The 18,227-nt window shown below is 49.1% G+C and carries 12 protein-coding genes; 10 read left to right on the top strand and 2 right to left on the bottom strand.

Translation table 11 applies throughout. The features are described 5' to 3' along the window. Positions 1 to 234 precede the first annotated feature (234 nt). The 10 genes from VFA_RS13335 to VFA_RS13295 all read left to right on the top strand — a co-directional run bounded on the left by VFA_RS13335 (position 235) and on the right by VFA_RS13295 (position 16,338). Positions 235 to 2,688, top strand: a complete 2,454-nt coding sequence (locus VFA_RS13335) for a glycogen/starch/alpha-glucan phosphorylase (protein WP_004727366.1) — start codon at positions 235 to 237, stop codon at positions 2,686 to 2,688. A gap of 107 nt (positions 2,689 to 2,795) precedes the next feature. Then, on the top strand, positions 2,796 to 4,976 hold the full coding sequence (gene malQ, locus VFA_RS13330) for a 4-alpha-glucanotransferase (protein WP_004727365.1): 2,181 nt from the start codon (positions 2,796 to 2,798) through the stop codon (positions 4,974 to 4,976). Between the two features lie 164 nt (positions 4,977 to 5,140). Beyond that, positions 5,141 to 7,330, top strand: a complete 2,190-nt coding sequence (gene glgB / locus VFA_RS13325) for a 1,4-alpha-glucan branching protein GlgB (protein ID WP_038151775.1) — start codon at positions 5,141 to 5,143, stop codon at positions 7,328 to 7,330. 293 nt (positions 7,331 to 7,623) lie between these two features. Further along, the gene (gene hcp-2 / locus VFA_RS13320; protein ID WP_004726027.1) at positions 7,624 to 8,142 is read left to right on the top strand and encodes a type VI secretion system effector Hcp-2; all 519 of its coding nucleotides are present in this window, start codon (positions 7,624 to 7,626) and stop codon (positions 8,140 to 8,142) included. Between the two features lie 151 nt (positions 8,143 to 8,293). Beyond that, a complete protein-coding gene (locus VFA_RS13315) occupies positions 8,294 to 10,390 on the top strand; it encodes a type VI secretion system Vgr family protein (RefSeq protein WP_004727363.1) in 2,097 nt (698 codons plus the stop codon). Then, positions 10,387 to 10,914: a DUF4123 domain-containing protein gene (locus VFA_RS13310; RefSeq protein ID WP_038151773.1), complete on the top strand. Its 528-nt coding sequence runs from the start codon at positions 10,387 to 10,389 to the stop codon at positions 10,912 to 10,914. Before VFA_RS13315 ends, VFA_RS13310 begins: the two co-directional genes overlap by 4 nt. Before the next feature lie 2 nt (positions 10,915 to 10,916). Further along, positions 10,917 to 14,600, top strand: coding sequence for a LysM peptidoglycan-binding domain-containing protein (locus VFA_RS13305; RefSeq protein ID WP_004727362.1), 3,684 nt, complete (start codon positions 10,917 to 10,919; stop codon positions 14,598 to 14,600). After that, the gene (locus VFA_RS13300) at positions 14,584 to 15,690 is read left to right on the top strand and encodes a hypothetical protein (RefSeq protein ID WP_004727361.1); all 1,107 of its coding nucleotides are present in this window, start codon (positions 14,584 to 14,586) and stop codon (positions 15,688 to 15,690) included. Before VFA_RS13305 ends, VFA_RS13300 begins: the two co-directional genes overlap by 17 nt. 48 nt (positions 15,691 to 15,738) lie before the next feature. Further along, complete coding sequence (locus VFA_RS24165; RefSeq protein ID WP_256619732.1) at positions 15,739 to 15,873, top strand: MAPEG family protein; 135 nt, start codon at positions 15,739 to 15,741, stop codon at positions 15,871 to 15,873. 78 nt (positions 15,874 to 15,951) lie between these two features. Continuing rightward, positions 15,952 to 16,338, top strand: a complete 387-nt coding sequence (locus tag VFA_RS13295) for an MAPEG family protein (protein WP_038151771.1) — start codon at positions 15,952 to 15,954, stop codon at positions 16,336 to 16,338. On the opposite strand, the gene VFA_RS13290 is transcribed toward VFA_RS13295, so the two are convergent. Both VFA_RS13290 and VFA_RS13285 read right to left on the bottom strand, forming a co-directional pair. Continuing rightward, the gene (locus tag VFA_RS13290) at positions 16,339 to 16,977 is read right to left on the bottom strand and encodes an START domain-containing protein (RefSeq protein WP_038151767.1); all 639 of its coding nucleotides are present in this window, start codon (positions 16,975 to 16,977) and stop codon (positions 16,339 to 16,341) included. 177 nt (positions 16,978 to 17,154) lie between these two features. Then, complete coding sequence (locus VFA_RS13285) at positions 17,155 to 18,111, bottom strand: AEC family transporter (RefSeq protein ID WP_004727359.1); 957 nt, start codon at positions 18,109 to 18,111, stop codon at positions 17,155 to 17,157. Positions 18,112 to 18,227: the final 116 nt, after the last annotated feature.

The following is an 18,227-nucleotide window of genomic DNA, read 5'->3' as shown; positions in this document are numbered from 1 at the left end:
CTCTCTTTTATAAATCTCCACTAGGGTTAGGAAGATGATTGTCGTGATCCCAGTCACTCATAATTTCGCTCTTTGCTAAATCATTGAGAGGCAGATCACTCCAACTCAGGTGCGCCTCCTTCTACGCCCTTGCTCCTCCTCCCAACTTCGGCCGGAAACAGGAGGATGTTTTGCTGGCAGAGCAGATGCACGATATGTCGCAGATGGATTAGAACCGAAAAGTGAGATTTCTCAATGAAACCTACTCAACAAAAAAGTTTTGATAAAGCTTTGTTCCAAGAAAACGTAAAACGCCACCTGACTGCAACCTATGCCACCACGATTGAGCACGCTTCGAGCCGCGCTTGGTATTTGGCGATGGGCCGCGCATTGGCAGAATTAACCACGTTTGACCTGCTGCAAACCGAGCAGGACGAGCGCATCGTGAACGCGAAAAGCCTGAACTACTTGTCACTGGAATTTCTGATTGGCCGTCTGACAGGCAACAACCTGATCAGCATGGGTCTGTACGAAGAGATTTCAGCAGCGATGACCGAACTGGGTCAAAGTCTGACTGATCTGCTGGAAGAAGAGCGCGACCCATCATTGGGCAACGGCGGTCTGGGTCGTCTGGCTGCATGTTTTATGGATTCTTGTGCTGCACAAGAATACCCAACGGTCGGTTACGGCCTGCACTATGAATACGGTCTGTTCAAACAGTCGTTTGATGAAGGCCATCAAAAAGAAGCACCAGACGCATGGCGTGGTGTCGAAGGTTACCCTTGGGAAGTCGCTCGTCCTGAATTGAAACAGGAAATCGGTTTCTACGGCCACGTGGATGTGTACCAAGACAACGGCAAAGAAAAACGCCGCTGGGTGCCGGGCATGATGGTTCAAGCCATGCCGTGGGACTTGCCGATTGTTGGCTACCAAAGCGAAACGGTTTACCCGCTGCGTCTTTGGGAATGTCGTGCAATTGCGCCTTTCTCTCTAGAAAGCTTCAACAACGGTAACTACTTTGAAGCGCAGCACGCGTTGATTGACGCGGGCAACATCACCAAAGTGCTGTACCCGAACGACAACCACGAAAAAGGTAAGACACTGCGCTTGATGCAGCAGTACTTCCACAGTGCCGCGTCGATTCGCGACATTCTACGTCGCCATGAAGCAGCAGGTTTCACGCTGGCAGATTTGCCAAAGCAAGAAACCATTCAGCTCAACGATACGCACCCAACCATCGCGATTCCTGAGTTGATGCGCATTCTGATCGATGAACGCGATCTGTCATGGGATGCTGCATGGGCGATCTGTTCAAAAACTTTCGCTTACACCAACCACACCTTGTTGCCAGAAGCACTGGAAACGTGGAGCGAATCTCTGATTCAGCGTCTGCTGCCGCGTCACATGGAAATCATCTACGAGATCAACCATCGCTTCCTGCAAGAAGTACGTGCGAAATGGCCGGGTGATGTCGCGAAACAGCAAAAACTGTCGATCATCCAAGAAGGTTTCCACCGCATGGTACGCATGGCGAACATGTGTGTGATTGGCTCTTACGCGGTGAACGGCGTTGCGGCGCTGCACTCTGAGTTGGTGAAACGCGATCTGTTCCCTGAGTTCAATGAACTGTATCCGGGCCGTTTGCAAAACGTGACCAACGGCATTACGCCGCGTCGCTGGCTGAAATTCTGTAACCCAGGCTTGTCTGCGCTGATCACCGATAAAATTGGTGACCAATGGCCGGCAGATCTGGATCAACTGGAGTCGATTGCTCAGTTCGCTGACGACAAAGCATTCCAGAAGCAATTCATGGCCGTGAAGAAAGAGAACAAACAGCGTTTGGCGGATTGGGTGCAAGAGAACATGGGCATCGAACTCGATACCAATGCGATCTTTGACGTCCAAATCAAGCGTCTGCACGAGTACAAACGTCAGCACCTGAACATGCTGCACATTCTGTCGCTGTACCACCGCTTGCTGAACGATCCAAGCTTTGACATGCATCCTCGCGTGGTGTTCTTCGCTGCGAAAGCGGCACCGGGTTACCACCTAGCGAAAGAGATCATCTACGCCATCAACAAGATTGCCGAGAAAGTGAATAACGATCCGCGCATCAACAACAAGTTGAAAGTGGTGTTTGTGCCAGACTACCGCGTCAGCATGGCTGAAATCATCATTCCAGCGGCGGATGTGTCTGAGCAAATCTCGACTGCAGGTAAAGAAGCATCGGGTACCGGCAACATGAAGATGGCGCTGAACGGTGCATTGACCATCGGCACCATGGACGGCGCAAACGTTGAAATTCGTGAAGAAGTGGGCGACGACAACATCTACATCTTCGGTTTGGAAGTCGATGGCGTGGAATCACTGAAAGCCAACGGTTACAACCCGTACGACTTCTACCACGCGGATCCGCTGCTGAAAGCGTCGCTAGATCTGCTGGTGGGCGACGAGTTCACGCCGGGCGCACCGGGCAAACTGCGCGCAACCTACGACAGCTTGCTTGATGGCGGCGACCCGTACTTGGTTCTGGCGGACTTCGCGTCTTATGTGGCGGCTCACGAAGCGATTGACCAGCAATACCGCGACCAAGCGGGCTGGGCGAAGAAAGCCATTCTCAATACCGCGCTGGTCGGCAAATTTAGCTCAGACCGCAGTATTCGGGATTACGTCAACAACATCTGGAAACTGGAAGCGGTGAAACGCTAAATCAGCCCAAAAAACAGCCAAGGCCCGTGCCTTGGCTGTGTCACAACCATATTAATTACAACACCCTACATGTTTTGAAGGGGAGAGTTGTCCCTTCGGAGAGAGCGATGAAAGAACAAAATGCATTAAAGCAAGTCGCAGCGATGGCAAAGATTGCCGATCACTATGTGAGCGCATGGGGCGATGAAGCGCGCGTTGAAGACGACACTATCCGTCGTCTTTTGGCGTCTTTGGGGTATGACATCACCAATGATGACACCTTACTTAAATCGGCAGAGAAAAAGCACAAGAAAGACGTGTTGGATCCTGTTCTGGTGATTCGTGAAGGTGAAGCGGTAGAAGTTCCGCTCTATCTGGGCGTGAGCGCACGCGAAAGCGAATTTAACTGGCGTCTTGAAACCGAGCAAGGAGAGGTACTTGAAGGCTATCTTCAATCTCAAATCGTTCGAGACGAGCGTGCCGAGGGTGGCCCTCTAGTGTTTGCCCTGCCAAGCGATTTGGCGTGGGGCTACCATACGTTGCACATCACACGTAAACGTCGCAAAGCGCCATATGAAATGACGCTGATCATCACGCCGCCGGCCTGCTTTAAGCAACCCGCTCTGGAACAAAGCAAAAAACTGTGGGGCCCAAGTGTGCAACTGTACACGCTACGCACTCAGCATAACTGGGGCATTGGTGACTTTGGCGACTTGAAACAACTGGTTGCCGACATCGCATCGCGTGGTGGCGATTTTGTGGGTCTTAACCCCATTCATTCTCTGTTCCCAGCCAATCCGGAAGGCGCGAGCCCATACAGCCCGTCGTCTCGCCGTTGGTTGAACATTCTTTACATCGACGTGAGCTCTGTGCCGGAATTTGCGCTGAGCGGTGAAGCGCAGCAACGCGTCGGTAGCCCTGACTTCCAGCAACGTCTGCAAAAAGTGCGCGAAGAGCACTGGGTGAATTACACCGAAGTGGCGCAAATGAAGATGAGCGTATTACCGCTACTGTTTGCGGAGTTTAAGACACGCCATCTCGATAAAAATACCGATCGCGCCAACGCGTTCCTCAACTTTGTTGAAGAGGGCGGTGAGAGCTTGTTGCATCAAGCAACATTTGATGCGCTACATGCTGATCTACACGCCAAAGATAGCCAAGTGTGGGGCTGGCCGGTATTCCCTGAGAAATATCGCCGTTTTGACAGCCCTGCCGTGCAGAAATACATTGAAGAGAACCAAGACAGCGTGCATCTCTACATGTACCTGCAATGGATTGCGGACACGCAAATCAATGAAGCACAAGCGCTGGCGGAAGAGAAAGGCATGTCTGTTGGCTTGTACCGTGACTTAGCGGTGGGCGTGTCGGATTCAGGCTCTGAAACGTGGGCGGATGACGGCAACTTGATCCTCGATGCCAGCATTGGCGCGCCGCCAGACATTCTGGGCCCACTGGGTCAGAACTGGGGTCTGCCACCGCTGAACCCGCAAGTGCTGCAAGCCACGGCGTACGATGCGTACATCAAGCTACTGCGTGCCAACATGAAACATTGCGGCGCGCTGCGTATTGACCACGTACTGGGTCTGCTGCGTTTATGGTGGATTCCTAAGGGTGAAAACGCGACTAAAGGCGCGTACATCTACTACCCAGTGAAAGATATGCTGGCGATTTTGGCGCTGGAATCTCACCGTCATCAGTGCAGCGTGATCGGCGAAGACTTGGGCACCGTGCCGGATGAAATCGTTGAACTGCTGCGTGATGCAGGTGTGCATTCGTACAAAGTGTTCTTCTTTGAAACGTCAAAAGATGATGGCGGCTTCATTTCGCCGAAGCATTACGCTGAGCAATCTATGGCAGCGCTGTGTACGCATGACATGCCGACGCTGCGTGGTTTCTGGCATTGCGACGACCTGAAATTGGGCGGTGAAATTGGTCTGTATCCAGACGCAGAGCAATTGGCGGCGCTGTTTGACGATCGCCTGAAGTGCAAGCAAGGCATTTTGGATTCAGTGGCATGGCACGGTTTCTTGCCTGACGGCGTTGGCCGTGATGCCAGCCTCGTCCCGATGGATTCCTACCTCAGCGAAGCGCTGCAACTGCACGTTGCGGCAGGTGCTTCAGCATTGCTGAGTGTTCAGCTTGAAGACTGGTTGGAAATGGATAAACCGGTCAACATTCCGGGCACGGTCAATGAGTACCCGAACTGGCGCCGTAAGTTGTCTATGAATCTGGATGAAATTTTCGCCCGTGACGACGTGAACCGCATTGCGTCGAAACTGACGGAAGTCCGTGCGAAAGCGAGCCGATAAGATTGACGGAGTGATTTAGCATTTTCTCATGAATTACAACGAGAAGTTGAGCTTAGGTCACTCCAAGTCAAACATGAGTTCGATAAGATGGTTTAACGCTAGCAAGCCCGCACTTTAGCGGGCCTTTTTTTCTTTTTAGTGAGTTAAGGTTAGGAGTCGATATATTGAAAACGACAAAAAAGAAGCCGTCCAAACAGCAACAGGCCTATCTACAACTTTCCCGTGCCGCGTTTGCTGATCCCTTCGCTTTTTTAGGTCCTTATATAACGGGTGAACACGACGCGTTGCGTGTTTGGATGCCCGGTGCTGACGGCGTTGAGCTGGTGATTGACGGCGAACCCCGAATCGCGCTGGCGCGCGAAGATGAGTCTGGATTTGTTCTCAAATCATCCCGTGACCTTCGTTTTACTCATTATCAACTAGCGGTGAATTGGGCGGGTGTTGAGCAGCTCATTGATGACCCGTACCAATATCATTCGATTTATGCTGAGTTTGATGATCTGCACACTCCTAAGCAGATGTATCATTTCCTAGGGTCGCATTTCACGACACAAGAACGTGATGGCAAACAGATTACCGGTGTTCGCTTTTTAGTTTATGCGCCGCACGCGTCATCGTGCAGCGTGATTGGTTCATTCAACCAATGGGATGGTCGCCGCCATCCGATGCAACGCCTGGACTACGGCATCTGGGGCTTGTTTATTCCCGGACTCGAAGCGGGCGCGCAGTACAAATTTGAACTCAAAGGTCCAAACGGTGAAGGCTTGCCTCACAAAGCAGACCCTTGGGGCAGTTATGCCGAGCAATACCCATCGTTCGCCTCCGTGGTTTACGATCACGACGCATATCAATGGCAGGATGCGGTGTGGCAAACTCGCCCGGTGACTGAAAAACGCAAAGAAGCTCTGTCGTTTTATGAGCTACACGCGGGTTCGTGGAAACGTGGCGAAGATGGCCGTTTCCTCAACTACCGTGAATTGGCGGATCAACTGGTGCCTTATTTGGTCGATATGGGTTACACCCATGTGGAACTGATGCCGGTGTCTGAGCATCCGTTTTACGGCTCTTGGGGTTATCAGCCAGTGGGTTTATTTGCGCCAACCAGTCGCTACGGCACGCCTGATGATTTCAAATACTTCGTCGATGCCTGTCACCAAGCGGGGTTGGGCGTGGTACTTGACTGGGTTCCAGCTCATTTCCCATCGGATGACCATGGTTTGGCCAACTTCGATGGCACGCCGCTCTATCACGACCCTGATCCACGCCGAGGCTGGCATCAGGATTGGAACTCCTACATCTATGATTTAGGGCGCGAGCACGTGCGCCGTTTCCTCGTTTCCAATGCGCTGTACTGGTTTGAGATGTTCCACATTGATGGCATTCGCGTTGATGCAGTGGCATCGATGCTGTACCTCGATTACTCGCGCAGTCACGATCAGTGGATTCCCAACGTCGATGGCGGCCGTGAGAACTACGATGCGATTGCAACGTTGAAGTGGATGAACGAGGAGGTCTACAAATACTTCCCCAATGCGATGACCATTGCCGAAGAATCCACGGCGTTTCCGGGGGTCTCTGCGCCAACCTTTATGGGCGGTTTGGGCTTTGGCTTTAAATGGAACATGGGTTGGATGCACGACAGCCTGTCGTACATTCAGGAAGATCCAGTGCACCGCAAGTATCACCACAATACGCTGACGTTCCCGCTGATTTACGCCTTTAGCGAAAACTACGTTTTGTCGCTATCGCACGATGAAGTGGTGTACGGCAAGCGCTCTCTGATCTACAAAATGCCGGGTGATGAATGGCAGCAAACCGCCAACATGCGCGCTTATTTGGGCTACATGTATGGTCAGCCGGGCAAAAAACTCAACTTTATGGGCGCAGAAATCGCTCAGACGGCGGAGTGGAATCATGACGATCAGCTGCAATGGTTCTTGTTGGACTTTCCTCGTCACAAAGGGGTGCAAAGTCTGGTGCGTGATTTGAACCATCTGTATCGCCATGAAGCGGCATTGCATGAGTTAGATTGCGATCCGAAAGGATATGAATGGCGTCTGCAAGATTCTGCTGAAGCCAGCGTGATTGCCCATGAACGCTTTAGTGAAAATGGCGAGCGCATTCTGGTGGTCACGAACTTCACGCCTGTACCGCACGAATCGTTCCGCCTTGGCGTCCCGAATACTGGGCGTTATCAGTTGCTGCTCAACAGCGATGCCACTCAGTATGGTGGCAGTGGCTTTGAGGTCAATACGCTGGTGGCGACGGAGAAGGTAGCCAGTGAAGGTCTGCCTCAGTCACTAAAACTGCGTGTGCCGCCTTTGGCCACCTTGATGTATAAGTTGATCGATTAACGTCATCATTCCGCGATTCAAGCCCGATTTTACAATGTAAATCGGGCTTTTTTGTATCGTAGGATCCTTGCCCGACAAGCAAGATCTTGCTTGCACAAAGGCAGCTTATTGCTCTAATTGTAATGAATTAAATATAACTGATTGATTTTAAAAGAATGCTAAAGTGGCATCGACTTTGCTCCCTTAATCACTGAATTCGCGCTGAGCGCACTTACATCACGAACATTTTATCGAATGGCAAAGGTTGTCTTAACCCGTTGCCTGATAAACAACCAGTTAGAAAGGAATGAGCAATGCCAACTCCATGTTATATCTCTATCGAAGGTCAAACTCAGGGTCTTATCACTGCAGGCGCTTGTACTGCGGATTCTATCGGCGATTCATTCGTTGAAGGTCACGAAGACGAAATGCTGGTTCAGCAGTTCGACCACATCGTTACCGTACCGACTGACCCACAATCAGGTCAGCCTTCAGGTCAACGTGTGCACAAACCATTCAAATTCACCGTGTCTCTGAACAAAGCTGTTCCTCTGCTGTACAACGCACTGGCTTCAGGCGAGAAGATGACGACTGTTGAACTGAAATGGTACCGCACGTCTATCGAAGGCAAACAAGAAAACTTCTTCACCACCAAGCTGGAAAACGCGTCTATCGTGGATATCCAATGTGAAATGCCACACTGCCAAGATCCAGCAAAATCTGATTTCACTCAGAACCTGACTGTTTCGATGTCTTACCGCAAAATCACGTGGGATCACGTGAACGCGGGTACTTCAGGCTCAGACGATTGGCGTAAACCAGTCGAAGCGTAATTTACGCGCGAGCTGCGTTGCCCGTCTCAAGGCGGGCAACCTTGTGAACCTTAAGCACAAAGCATCCAACCCGCACCCTAGCATCCGCTCGGTTTCGGGTGTTTTGCGCTTAAGGTTTCACCATTTTTACTGAGTATGAAGGAATGGCAGGATGGCGACGTTAAAGTATCAGTTTCATGTGGAAGGTCTGGAGGACGACACGCTGGTGGTGCGTGGGTTCGACGGGCAGGAAACCCTGTCCAGCGAACGCATGAATGGGCAGCTATGCCACGGTTTTCGTTATGAACTGGCGCTGGCCAGTCGGCTTGCTAATTTAACGCCCGATATGGTGGTAGATAAAGTCGCAGAGCTGACGCTCTATCGCGACGATATGCTGGTTCAGCGCGTGAACGGCATCGTGCGCCGCTTTACTCAGGGCGATACCGGCCACCACCACACCTTCTATTCACTCACGTTAGTCCCTGCTTTAGAGCGTTTGTCTCTGCGCCACAACAGTCGCATCTTCCAACTTAAAACCGTGCCGGAAATCCTCTCTATTCTGCTACAAGAAATGGGGATCAACGACTACGCCTTTGCGCTGACTCGCGACTGCGCGCAGCGTGAATTCTGCGTTCAGTACCGTGAAACCGACTTAGATTTTCTCCATCGCCTGGCGGCCGAAGAAGGGCTGGTGTACAGCTTTATTCATGAAGAAGGCAAACACACGCTGATATTCAGTGACGCCACAGACAGCCTGCCGAAACTCGGCGAGCCAATCCCGTACAACACGCTAGCAGGCGGCATGATTGAATCGCCGTACATCTCAGCGTTGAACGTGCACACCCAATCGGAGGTGAGCCAAACGGCGTTGCAGGATTACAGTTTCAAAAAGCCGACATACGCCTTTGCCCAGCAAGCGGTCGGGACCGAAATGGACTACCAGCAGCCAGACTACGAACATTTCGATGCGCCGGGGCGGTATAAAGACGATGTCAGCGGCAAAGCATTCAGCCAGATCCGCCTTGATTACCTGCGCCGCAACGCGCGCACCGCAACGGGCAAAAGCAACCAACCGCTGCTGCGTCCGGGCGTGAAGTTTGACCTGCAAGAGCACCTCGACGATACCTTAAACCGAGACTGGTTGGTGGTGCGTGTCACCTGCCAAGGTACGCAGTCTCAGGCGCTGGAAGAAGCTGGCGGCAATGGCGCGACCACCTACGCGAACCAATTCACGCTCATCCCGGCGCATCGCACTTGGCGCGCCACGCCGCAAGCCAAACCTCAGGTTGATGGCCCGATGATTGCAACAGTCGTTGGCCCAGAAGGCGAAGAGATATTCTGTGATGAACACGGCCGCGTAAAACTGCATTTCCCGTGGGATCGCTATTCCAACGGTGATGAGCACAGCTCGTGCTGGGTGCGCGTCTCGCAAGGTTGGGCGGGCAGTCAATACGGCATGATCGCCATTCCGCGCATTGGCCATGAAGTGATTGTGTCGTTTCTCAATGGCGACCCCGATCAACCGATTGTCACCGGCCGTACCTTTCACGCCACCAACACCGCGCCATATACGCTACCGGATAATAAAACCAAAACCGTGCTGCGCACCGAAACCCATCAGGGGCAGGGTTATAACGAACTCAGTTTTGAAGACCAAGCGGGCAGCGAACAAATTTACCTGCACGCACAGAAAGACTTTGACGGCCTGATTGAAAACGACCACACCAGCGTCATAAAGCACGACAAACACCTCACGGTGGAGAACGACCGCTTTACTCAAATTAAAAACAATCAGCATCTGACGGTGGGCGGCGAAAGCCGCACCAAAATCGCGTTAGATCAAAGCATTGAAATCGGCGGATCGCTGCATCAGAAAGTGGCCGATAAGACCATTTTTGACTCCGGTAACGAAGTACACCTCAAAGCAGGCAACAAGTTGGTCCTCGATGCGGGCAGTGAACTCACCATCAAAGCCGCAGGCAGCTTTATCAAAGTCGATGGTGGCGGCGTGCATGTGGTCGGTTCTGCAATCAACCTCAACTCTGGTGGCAGCGCCGGATCCGGCTCGGGTTATGGCGGTAAAATGGCCGATTTGCCACATCAGATAGAGGCCACCCCAGCTGCACCCAATCCACTACCTCTACAACTTTCAGCGCCCACGATGGCAACCTTAGCGATGGCAAACGTACCGCTTGCAAAAATGTGTCAAAGGCAAAGTGATGGCTCATGTCCACGAGATGATTGCCCATGTGAACGAGGTGCCTCATGAGTCAACGGAATACCATTAATTATTGGTTAGTGGTGGATACGATTCGTATCCCTGATGCGATATCGGTGATCGCCAATGAGATGAAAGTCGAGCAAGCGATAGTTTTATTCGCAGGTTCCGATTTTGATTATTTGAAGGACAAAAGCCCATTGGTACTTAATATCGGTAGCAATAGCGCAGTATTGGAGCAGTGGCTAACACTTCCTAACTTTGACTCAAGTTCAGTGATATTTGAGTTAGATTCTCGCTACGATGGATTTGAATTCACCGACTATTTACAGTCACTACTTCAGGTTAAGGTTGATAGTAAAGCCTGTTTTTTGCGGTTTTATACCAATGCTTTTTGGAATCAAACCGCATCACAGCTAAACGATATAGACATTGCAACCCTGTTAGGCCCAGCTCAGGCTATTCACTGGGTGGATACCGCACATCATAAACAAATATTGCACTATCCAGTTCAAGTGTCTGAACCTTCTCAAGCCTTTAACCTGACCTCGCCGATTTTTAAGCTGTGGGTGTAAACATGACCGATAGAACCTATACAATTTTAAAGAACGATTGCTTAAGTCTATTAGCTAAGCGTTTCAACGTGTCTGTTGATGAATTGATCAAACTCAACAGCCAACAGATTAAAGATCCCAATCTCATTTATGAAGGTGACGTTCTAAAGCTTCCAGAAGATTTAATCCAGCCCATTGAGTTTGATGGTTCTCGTATTGACTTAGTTGAGCCACCGACTCGGCCAAATTGCGGTAACGATACGTGCCAAAGTCCCATGAAATACGATGACATATTGTATGTGCCTGCCCACCCTAAAACGGGGAAAAAAGCTTGGTATGCCTTAACCGAGCAAGCCAAAGAAAAAATTGCAATAGAAAGGGCGCACATGGCGCAAGCTATAGTTGAGAATGATGCCGAAGCCACGATGAAAAACCTCAATAAATTGGGCTTAATTTCAAAGTTTGCGGCAAAAGTTCACGAACAATTTATGACACCAGAAGAGGTTGAAAAGTATAAGGCCCTCTTACTGGCTAATCTTGTGATTAAAAATGAAGCATTTAGAGTTGATGGGAGGAATCCCAATGACTTTTTGCTTGATGTCGCTCTATTGATTGATGTGCCACTGGAAGAAACTCGTAAGAAGTTATCTGATCGAGAGCAAGCAAAAAACAGGCACTTATACTACGGAAAATTCGGTAGTTTATATCGCCCATCACCAGAAGGCCCAGTGTTTGAAAAACAGATCAATCACCAGTTACGGACTTTGATTATCGACAAAATTAAAGAAGAGATCGAACGGCTTGAAAAGGCTGCCGAAAATGCCGCAAAAGGCCATGTGGCTGATGATGGCAGTAAATTTATTTACGATAAGCAGCTCAAGTACTTTACCAGTACTCACCAAAATGCGTTGGCATTATTGATACGGCAAATGCATTCCAGCCGCGGTAAGTCTGAGCAAAATTTTCTGAGCATGGGCGTGAAACGTTCTCGAGCTTATTTAGCATCGTGGCCTACACAGTTACAACAAGCCTTAGAACAAGGTTCTCGTATGATGATGCTTTTTGTTCAAGAGCAACAAAATTTCGTTGCTAATCAAAAAGCGTTTGTATGTGCGATAAGTTTAAAAAGTCTCAACCATTATGGTTTGGTCATTAAAGAGCAGTGTTTAACTTTAAATCAGTTGGAAGGCGAATCTGGCATCGCATGTGGCCCTGCAGCGTTAAAAAAAATTCGCAATTGGCGAGAGTCGGGCAAAGCACTCGATATCATCAATGACAGTCAGCTAATCGAAAACCTGTATGCAGAAACGGCTGGCGATCAATTTGATAATGATCTTTTGGATGTTAATCTCAACCGAATTATCACAGGCCCGGCAGCGTGGTCCTACTTTACGGCGACGGCACTGGAAGCTGTTATCGATGCGACAATCAATAAACATAAAAATGCTCTGTCACAGGTGCTGGGTAGCGGCGCTTCAACTCCGATTGATGAACTGTTTAAGCAATTACTTTGGGTTAAAAAACTCGCGATAGCTCGCTTAGAGTACTTAAAATCACTGGCTCAAAAACGCGCTGCGCAAGGTGCAGGTAGTTTAGAGTTTACTCTGGGTAATGAAAGCGAAATGCCGCCGACGCTGACCCTGCTATGGGATGAAACTAAATATAAGCCTAAAGAAAAGCAGAAGTCAGGTTTTATTAATAAAGCAGAAGCTAACGATCTCCAAGCGGTGGAGTGTTGCTTACTTTCAGATAAGAAAGTGTTCTATATCCGAGGCCCACATTGGCTTATTCCAGAAAACAACGAGGATCGAGAAGCGGCCATAGCGGCAGGGCATGTACGAGTAATCACCGAAAGGATAACCTTTAGTGCAACGAAATCAACAGGCAAAAATATTGTCGAAGCCGGTTCATTGACTGACGCACTGGATGCGCTGAGTAAGCCAGAAAATAAGTTGGATTTAATGCCTATCAAAGCTAGTGCTGAGTTTGACACTGCATTCTGGCAAGATAGCTACCATTACCAAGGTGGTAAAGGACCAAATGGTGAAACATCGGCTTATTCGGTTGATGCGGGTGCTCAGTTATTGCGCTTATCTACTAAAGCTGAAGCTGATCTCAATTCACCGGTAAGCTCTTACCAAAACTTAATCAAAAAGCGCCGAAATATAGGTGGTTCTGGCTCAATATCTGCTCAGTTCACGGCTCTGCAAGGGCAGCTTAGTTTTGCATTTTGGCTCCCGTTTATCCCTGAAAATAAAGCGATGAAGCCAGAGCAGGTGGAGCAAGTGAAAGGGTATGATATTAGCTTAACCTACGTTGATAAACACAGTCGTGAACATAAATATGAAGCTGGTGATTTGCGGGTTTGCATCGCAGGCTCCGTTTACGGATTGGCTGCTGCATCATGTCAATTAAGCGCTAAGGTCGCTATAGGGCCGAGTGATGTGAGTGACGGCTTTGGTATTAAAGGCAGTACTATCGGGTTATTGGATCCCAATATTTACGATGCCTATACCTTTGGGGGGGGCAATTTAAGGAGTGCAGGACAAGCCGGTTATGCCGGAGAAGCGGCGATTAGTGTGGATGCATTTGCTGGGGTAGAGGCAGGGGGTACTTTAGGCGCTGCGGTGTATTGGGCTCCACCTGAGGTTAAGTGTGTAACTCAGAGTAAGCCTCCTAAGCCACCGAAAAAGTTGGGCTCAATTGATGGCGAACTATCAGGTTCATTTGGTGCGGGTTATCACGCCGAGTTTCGTTTGCTGATTCAGGGTGGAGTTATCATCTTAGTGGCTTCAGCGGGCCTAGTTGTGGGACCCGGCTGCACAGGTAAAGTGGCGATTAATCTTGATGCTAACGCCGCTGATGAGTTTATTGGTTGTTTACTTGGCGTGTTAAAACAGAGTCATTTCCGCCGCTTAGCGATTTTCGGAGAGGCGGATGCCAATGGCATTAACGATAGTTTTAACGAACTCAATAGCTTAATGACGCTTGCGTTCGGTCTGGGTTTGGGGTTGGCGCAGGTATTGCTGATGCCTGAAACAGCCTTAACGGATTATAAGCAGCAGGTACTGAGTCAGGAATATGCACCGTTTTTAGCCGAACGCATAACAGATACCAAACGAAGTGACATTATGCGTAAATGGACAGTGACATTACCACCAGAAACGCTCTGTAATATTTTGAGCAGTTTAGTTCAAGGCCAATCCAGAACGAAGCAAGAAGCGAATCAACTTCAAGCCCAAGCCATTGTACAAATTATGCAATGGCTATCGGCAGATGAGAGCGTTGGTGAAGAAGCCAACCAGAGGCAGTGGAAAGAAACTTTGATTGCGATGGGGAAACTTCCCGCAGGCAAAAAAGACCATCAGGTGGAATGGCAAACCTATCAAGCCCAGTGGCTAAGATTGGCGAGGTTTGTGAAAGCTTCGGATTTCAGCAAGGATAAGATATTTTCTAACAGGTTTGATGACGCGAGTAAAACACTTTGCAAAAATATGGTATTAACTCGTTATGATGAGTCGTTCCAGAGCGGCCTGTTGGTTGGAATTCCAAAGCCAACCCAGTATTTTGCTTACCCGATTGGTCTGGTACAAAATCCAGTGGTCGGTCAAAAAGTGCAAATATGGCTAGAAACAGAGTCACAAAGTGAGCTAGTGAAAAAGAACGAAACTATTATCAATTGGAGTATTCATGAAGCCTTATCCTAATCGAATTGCCCGTTTTGTTTTGCTGCTGAGCATTATGATTGGGCTGGTGGCTTGTAAGCCTAACCCACAAGACGATATTGCACTATTTCAGCCATTTATTACCGAAAATATTAATAAAAAAGCGGCTGATCCTTACATCTCGAGCACCGTAAAGCCGGGAGATAAGATGTATGAGATATTAGTCAACATTCAGCATGGTCAATGGGATGTCGCAGAAGGTGGCTTATTAAGCTTGATAGATGAGGGCAATCCAGATGCCATGTTATGGTACGCTCGTATGTTGTTGTTGGATAACAACAAGAGACGCGAAGTTATTAACTTAATCTTTAAGTCGTTAACCTTGGGCAATCCATACGCAGCTTTAGCCATCGCAAAAAATAGTCACGCTTGTGCCTATTTGGGCACTGGTTCATTAGATAGTCAGGTTGCTCAATCCTTAGGAATTAGTGATCCAAATTCAGCTCAACTTTGCACAGACGATAATTTTCAAAAAGCCATCGAACTTTTTAAACCTCTCTCTGAGAAAGGTGATCTGCGAGCTCAATATTTTTTACTAAAACAGCAAGAATTAGACCAATCGAAAGAGACTCGGGCTCAGTATATTCAAGAGGTAATTCGCTTTTCTCAAAATCATTATTACCAACCCTTGATGGACTATGTAAATACCATTTTAATTTATTCACCGAGTAAAGGTAAGTCTGAATCCAAAACAGTAGAGCAGTACCAATTAGCCATCGATTTGTTAACGATTGCCGCCAATAATAATTATATACCTGCTGTAAATGACTTGGCTTATTACTTAAAAGAAACATCAAAGGAAGAGAGTGAGAGATTAAGAAATTTAGCCTTAAAACTGGGTTCTACAAGCGCAGTGGAATATAAATACCATCGTTCTCATGAAGGCAGTGAAAATAAATATTTCTATAATGCTCTCTATAAAGGGTTGTCAGGGAAATATGCTTTTGATGTTCATACCTTAAATGAGGAAGAAAAGGCTAAGGTAAATGAAAAAGTTAAGTTATTTATGAAAGATATAACACCAATGGTATACATAGATGGTTTTACTCGCCGTAATGATTGGGTGGATTAAACTTTCATCTATACTCACTTTTCTAGATATTCGTGTTTAGGAACGGATATGGTCACAACAGGGTATGCCGTCGTTCTGTGCGGCTGGTCAATTTACTTAGCCGTACAGGTGATTCGTCAGCGGCGTAAACATCAGGTGCTGTTTGCTGATGGTGATGTGGATGCCTTTCTCTGCGATACCTAAGAGCGCTGCACGCAGCGCTTTTTTCTTTCCTCTCTTTTCATCTACACTTATCTCCTCAATGGAGAGTAAGGAAATCTTATGGTTACAGCGTTGTATGCCGTCATTTTGGCTGGGTTATTGATAGGGTTGGCGGTGCAGGTGATCAAGCAGCGTCGGCGCCATCAGGTGAAGTATATGGATGGGGGCGTGAATGCGTTGACTTTGGCGCGTAGTGCGCAGGGCAATGCGGCGGAGTATATACCGATCACGTTGATTTTGATGGGCTTTGCTGAGTTCAACGGCGCGAATGTATGGTGGCTGCATGCGACTGGCATCGCTTTCATTCTCGGTCGTTTGCTGCATGCCAAAGCGATCTTAAACGATCAACTTAAAGGCCGCGTTACAGGCATGAAGCTGACGTTTGGCGTGATGGTGGTCTTGATGGTGCTGAATCTGATTTATCTGCCCTACGGCAAACTGTTCTGATCACTCGGTCACATGAGGGTGCCGCTTACCTTGGTATTTGGGGAGCTGCTCCCTCAACGCTTCAAAGGTATTGAAAGCACTCGACACAGAGAGTTTGTTCGCCAGCCAATTGGGTAGCATGCCGCCCGGATCGGCAAAGGCGGTGTAGTCGATGTGTGTCATGCCATTGGTTAGTTTTTCCAGTACCCACGTTGCTTTCACCGCTTTGATTCGCACAAATCCTTCTTTCTCCGGATACTGATCCGACGCATCCTCAATGGTTAAAACCAAAGACCCAGGAAACTGCTGAAACTGCGAATACGTCACCATGTCTCTATCGCGAGCTGGCCAGGGCGCCGAGAAACGCGTGTAGACAATATTCTCGTGGTCTGAAATCTTTTTGAGGACTCGGCTAGAGGCGACATGATCAATCCAGTTGGGCAGATTGCTGCTGTTTTCTAGCAGGTTCATGAAAGCTGCGTATGTGGTGGGTACCAACATCTGCGCGCGAATTTCGACCAAGCCGTCACGATGTTTTCGGGTTTGAATGGTGATGCCGTTGTCGCTTTTTGCCATATGCCACGCGATCGGGGGCGCGTCGTTTGCCCAAGAAAGCATAGGAAGTATCCACAAAGCGGTGCTGAGCCAACGTGCCAACATAAGGTTCCTTGTTTCACAAAAGAGTCGCGATTTCAGGCGGTTCGTTCTATCTCTGACGTTAAGCGTAGCGGGCGAAATGACCATCAGGCAAATGTCGCGTGCGTGAGCGGCGCGATCACGTCGGTTTGGTGTTCCGCCCAACGTCCGTACGTTGAACGGGGAACAACCGTTTCGCGGCTAGATGAGCTGCAAGCTAGAGAGAATGAAAATGCCCAGCGTACATGAGAGCAAAGAGAATACGGTGGTGAGTGCGATGATGTTGGCGGCCAATGTGGCGTTGCCGCCCATAGCGCGCGCCATCACATAGCTGGCTGCAGCGGTGGGCGATGCGCTCATCAGGAAAATCAAGCCCAAATCAATCCCGCGGAAGCCATAGAGTAAGGCTGCGCCGGTGATCATGATGGGGGATAACACCAGCTTGAATGCTGTGGAAAACCACGCTGAACTCTTATCATCTTTGAGAGAGCGCATGTCCAACGAGCCGCCAGTACACAACAGGGCCAAAGGCAGTGTCATATTGGCAAAGTAATGCCCTGCCTGCGTGACGATATCGGGGATAGGCACGGCGAGAAAATAACACACCACACCGAGCAGAATTGAGATGATCAACGGGTTCTTGGTCAATGTTTTGAGAATCAGTGCGCTGGCCTTGGGGCCTGTGGTTTCACCTTTCGGTGTCAGTGCAATGACGGCTTGAATGTTATACAGCACGGTTGTCGCCGCAACGTAAATTGCGGCCAACGCCACCCCGGCATCGGAGTACGTGTTCGCAACATACGCCAGGCCGATGATGGCGGTATTGGCTCGAAATCCGCCTTGAATGATCACCCCTTGATCGCGCGGGTCGCGAAAGGCGCGTTTGGTCATGATGGTGGTAAAGAGGAAGAACGAAAAGTTGGCCACCAACCCAAAGATGATTAGCGCTGCGCTGGATGAGAAGTCGTGATGAGAGCCGACAATACTGAGGAACAGCATGGCGGGCAGCGTGACTTGAAATACCATACGGGACGCAACTTCAATGAAGTTTTCGTTGATCAGGTTCATGCGTTTAAACACAACCCCCAAAACCAGCATGAGACAAATCGGGCCGGTAATCGACGCGGAAAACTGCAGTTGCTCTATTATCCCTTCCATATCAATCCTTTGAATGTGGTCGCAATTTCATCATTCTTTCACAGATTGAGGTGCGCGAGAAATCAAATTTGCAAAATAGAACGAACGTGCTAAAAATAGAGTGTCTTGTAATTACG

The sequence above is a fragment of the Vibrio furnissii CIP 102972 genome, from assembly GCF_000176175.1.
Lineage (GTDB): Bacteria > Pseudomonadota > Gammaproteobacteria > Enterobacterales > Vibrionaceae > Vibrio > Vibrio furnissii.
This window is presented reverse-complemented; position numbering and strand designations above follow the sequence as displayed.